The 3,972-nt window shown below is 60.1% G+C and carries 3 protein-coding genes and 2 pseudogenes; 2 read left to right on the top strand and 3 right to left on the bottom strand.

The genetic code is table 11. The features are described 5' to 3' along the window. The 3 genes and pseudogenes from ASD50_RS17635 to ASD50_RS17625 form a co-directional block, all read right to left on the bottom strand. Window positions 1-315: pseudogene (locus ASD50_RS17635) on the bottom strand (tetrahydrofolate dehydrogenase/cyclohydrolase catalytic domain-containing protein); the annotation flags it as partial. Continuing rightward, window positions 314-706, bottom strand: a pseudogene (locus ASD50_RS17630) (tetrahydrofolate dehydrogenase/cyclohydrolase catalytic domain-containing protein); the annotation flags it as partial. The pseudogenes ASD50_RS17630 and ASD50_RS17635, both read right to left, overlap by 2 nt. Window positions 707-974: 268 nt before the next feature. Next, the gene (locus tag ASD50_RS17625) at window positions 975-2,687 is read right to left on the bottom strand and encodes an APC family permease (RefSeq protein ID WP_056243975.1); all 1,713 of its coding nucleotides are present in this window, start codon (window positions 2,685-2,687) and stop codon (window positions 975-977) included. Here ASD50_RS17625 and ASD50_RS17620 point away from each other — a divergent pair. Both ASD50_RS17620 and ASD50_RS17615 read left to right on the top strand, forming a co-directional pair. After that, window positions 2,686-2,910 carry a hypothetical protein gene (locus ASD50_RS17620; protein WP_056243973.1) on the top strand — a complete coding sequence of 75 codons (225 nt, stop codon included), beginning with the start codon at window positions 2,686-2,688 and terminating at the stop codon, window positions 2,908-2,910. The genes ASD50_RS17625 and ASD50_RS17620 overlap by 2 nt on opposite strands. Window positions 2,911-3,075: 165 nt before the next feature. Continuing rightward, window positions 3,076-3,723 carry a LuxR C-terminal-related transcriptional regulator gene (locus tag ASD50_RS17615; protein WP_274533333.1) on the top strand — a complete coding sequence of 216 codons (648 nt, stop codon included), beginning with the start codon at window positions 3,076-3,078 and terminating at the stop codon, window positions 3,721-3,723. Window positions 3,724-3,972: the final 249 nt, after the last annotated feature.

Genomic DNA, 3,972 nt, shown 5'->3' with positions numbered 1-3,972 from the left:
AAGCATCGAGCCGGCCGGCGTGCACGGCACGAAGGCGGTGTCCAGTTCGCCGGTGCCGAGCTTGCCGACATTGATGAAGTGGAAGCCGTCGACGTCCTTCTCCGGCGCAATCGTCTGGATGATGCGGCCGGAATCGATGTGGCCCGGCAACGGCAACTGCACGAGGATGCCATGAATGGCCGGATCGGCGTTCAGCTTCTCGACCACCGCCACCAGCTCTTCCTCGCTGGTGTCAGCCGGAAGCGCATGTTCGATCGAGTTGAAGCCGCATTCCTTGGCCTTCTTGCCCTTCGACGCGACATAGACCTGGCTGGCCGAGCTTGCCGACATTGATGAAGTGGAAGCCGTCGACGTCCTTCTCGGGCGCGATCGTCTGGATGATGCGGCCGGAATCGATGTGGCCCGGCAGCGGCAACTGCACGAGGATGCCATGAATGGCCGGATCGGCGTTCAGCTTCTCGACCACCGCCACCAGCTCTTCCTCGCTGGTGTCAGCCGGAAGCGCATGTTCGATCGAGTTGAAGCCGCATTCCTTGGCCTTCTTGCCCTTCGACGCGACATAGACCTGGCTGGCCGGGTCATGGCCGACGATGACCACCGCAATGCCGGGCACGACGCCCGTCTCGGCAATCAGTCTGTCCGCCTCGGCCTTCACCTTGGCAACCACATCCGCCGCTACAACCTTGCCGTCTATTACTGATGCCATTTTCCTGTTATCCCTCCCGACATGCCTTTCCGGCCGACGTCCGGCAACTGCCTTGCCACCCGAACACGGATCGCCAAAAGAGCATTTGCGTATTCCCCATTTCTAACAGCGACGCCTCGCGAAAGTCAACTGCTGTTCAATATTCTTTCATACAAAGAAATATCATTGATGTCCGGCCCCGCTTGTCGAAGTCGCTGAAAAATAAGGATTTTCCAAAAAAGCAGAAGGCCGGCATGGAGCCGGCCTTCCGTCATTCTGGTCAAATTCTTCAGATAACGAAGATCCAGTTCGCCAGCAGCACAACGCACAGACCCGCAGCCAGCGTCAGGTATGGAAGCATGCCTGCCTTGCGGTTCTTCAGGTCTTCCTGGGTGATGCCCAGATCGTCCAGCATGTGGGTCGGGAAACGCCCGCCATCCTGGATGTAATGCCGGAAGCAGAACACCGGGATGATCAGCGCTGCGGCGATGAAGCCCGCCCACAGTGCCCACGGGTTCCAGACCTTGGCGCCGGCGCCCATGAACATCGCATTCACGAAGGACAGCATGCCGCCGATCGCGATGAGGAAGGTCGGAGCGCGCCACGGACGATGGATATGGCCGTTGTCGATGCGGTGGATCCAGCCCGAGTTGAGGTTCAGGAAGTTGAAGATGATGTAGCCACAGTTGGAAACGGCGAGGATGAAGAAGAAGCTTGCCGCATCCGCGCAGGCGATGGCAAGAAGACCGAGGTTGAAGATGAGATCGGTCCACATCGCCCTTGTCGGCGCACCGTGGTGGTTGACGTGCGAGAGGTAACGCGGCAGCCAGCCATCGACCGAACCCTGGTAGAGGGTGCGCGAGGAGCCGGCCATCGCTGTGTTGATCGCCAGCATCAGCGCCAGGATCATCAGCATGATCATGATCGAGGTGACGAAGCCGGAACCGCCGACCATCTGCGCCATCGCATGGCCGACACCCGAACCGTCGACGATGTCGGCGGCCAGCATGCCTTCAAGGCCGAGCACGCCCTGGAAGGTGAACGGCACCAGCGTATAGAGCAAAAGGCACAGCAGGCCCGAATAGAGGATCGCGCGCACCGTGTCGCGGCCGGGGTTCTTGAACTCGCTGGTGAAGCAGATCGAGGTCTCGAACGCGTAGGCCGACCACGCGGCGATGAACAGACCGCCGAACACCAGCGTCCAGCCGGAGATGTTCCATTCGCCCGATGCCGGAACATAGGCTTCCGCCAAGGGCACGAACGGGCTGTAATTGTCCCAGTTGATCTGGCCGGTGACGATCGGCACGATGCCGACGATCAGCATCGGGATGATGACGGCGAGGCCAATGTACTTCTGGACGTTGGCCGTACCCAGAATGCCGCGGTGCTGGATCGCGAAGGTGATCAGCATCAGGACCGCGCCGATGACGAAGACCGAATTGAACGAAAACGATACCGGGCCGAGCGAGCCGCTATAAAGCGTCCACTCGCGGATCGCCGGCGTACCGGCGGCCGTCAGCGCGGCAATCGCATCGGCGGCAGCCTTGCCGGCATTGGCCGGATCGGCGAGCCACGCGACAACCTCGGGCGAGGCGTCGGTGAACGCCGGGATCGGCGCCAGCGCGTTGAGGATGTAAGCGGCCGCGATCGAGCAGCCCAGCGAAAGCACGGGCGTCCACGCCAGCCAGTTGCACCACACCGACAGCGGCGCGATGAATTTCGAATAGCGCAGCCATGCCGTCGCGCCGTAGACCGAAGCGCCGCCCGACTTGCTCGGGAACAGGCCGGCGATCTCGGCATAGGTGCAGGCCTGGATCAGGCCGAAGCACACCGACACGATCCAGATCGTGTAGGCTGGAATGCCGACGGTGCCGGAAATACCGCCGATGGAGAACAGCACGAGCGCAGGCACGCCGCTGGCCACCCAGAATGCGCCGCGCCAGTCGATAGTTCGATGTAGTTGTCCCGCTTCCGCAGAATGCGGTTCTGCAATCACGCTCATGGCGATGTCCCCTTACTGCATTTTTGAGATGTTGGATGCCTGCGCCGAATCTCCCAAAGGGCGCGAGGTATCTGTAGTTTCCGCTCAGTTTTATTTCTTTCTTGTTGGTGAACATCAGCCGAATTTGCCCTTTCGTCAAGAGGTTTGTAGGCTTTGCGCCCATTTCAAAACGGCGATCGTCACAGGCATCGACGGCGGTTTCGACGCAAAAGCCCTGTACTAAAAGGAAAAAATAATTCATGCTGTGAATTGCTATCGCTAATTCTTCATGATCGGGACGATCTTGCGGAACGATGAATCGAGGCGATGGCGATACCGGGAGGTCACTAAGGCACATGAGCATCGACAGGATGCGACGGGAATCGGATGCCGGTCAGGAGGGGCTCTCTTGACGTCTCCTGGCAAATTCCGGGTCCTCGTCGCGGAACGCAACCCCCTGGTGGTGTCGGCGCTGGCCGACATGATCACGCGCGACGGCCGCTTCGATCTCGCCGGCACGGTGCAGAACGGGGAAGAGTTCCTGCGTGAACTGTCGGCGCCCAACAGGAGCTTCGATCTCGCCGTGCTCGGCTGGAAGCTGTCCGACATGGACAGCGGCGAGGTGCTGGCCGAAATGCAGCGGCGCGGGCTCGAAGCGCGCATCGTCATCTTCTCGAACGACCACGACGTCGCCATCCTCAAGCAATGTGTGCGGCTCGGCGTGCAAGGCTACTGCTACCAGTTCGACGACCCGCAAATCCTGTTCGACACGCTGATGGCGGTCGCGCATGGCCGCATCTGCATTCCCTATGTAGACGTCTCCAAGATCAACGACACGCCGCTGTCGCGGCTGACGACGCGGGAGCGCGAACTGCTCTCCGTGCTTGCCGACGGTTGGACCAACCTGCAGATCGCCTCGCGCACCGGCATCTCGGAAAATACCGTCAAATACCATCTGAAGAACCTCTACGACAAACTCGACGTCAGGAACCGCGCCATGGCCGTGGCCCTTTATGCCGGGGCCAAGAAGCGCGGGAATTCGCCGAATCCACAATAAATTCAGGCAATCAAAGACCGCCTGCACCTTCCGGACCGAGGCGCGGGCGCGAAAGCTGCAAAACCGGACTTGCAGTCGCCGCCGAATACAACTATTCTCCACAATTAAATATATTTACGCATAGGAAAATCCAACCGAGGCTGTTGCTGATATGACCTCGTATGCCGGGATAGTGAGTGGACCTCCTCGACCGAGTCTGGTTTTGCGGCCTGGGATGATGGTTCCCGGGGTTGAGCGCTACCAGGTCGA

This window comes from Mesorhizobium sp. Root552 (genome assembly GCF_001427285.1).
Classification (GTDB): domain Bacteria; phylum Pseudomonadota; class Alphaproteobacteria; order Rhizobiales; family Rhizobiaceae; genus Mesorhizobium.
The sequence above is the reverse complement of the archived record's forward strand: the minus strand, read 5'-3'. Positions and strand labels throughout refer to the sequence as shown.

Coding starts and splice junctions, on each gene's coding strand:
- ASD50_RS17620 (WP_056243973.1), top strand. CDS start 2,686: ATGGCGATGTCCCCTTACTGCATTTTTGAGATGTTGGATGCCTGCGCC.
- ASD50_RS17625 (WP_056243975.1), bottom strand. CDS start 2,687: ATGAGCGTGATTGCAGAACCGCATTCTGCGGAAGCGGGACAACTACAT.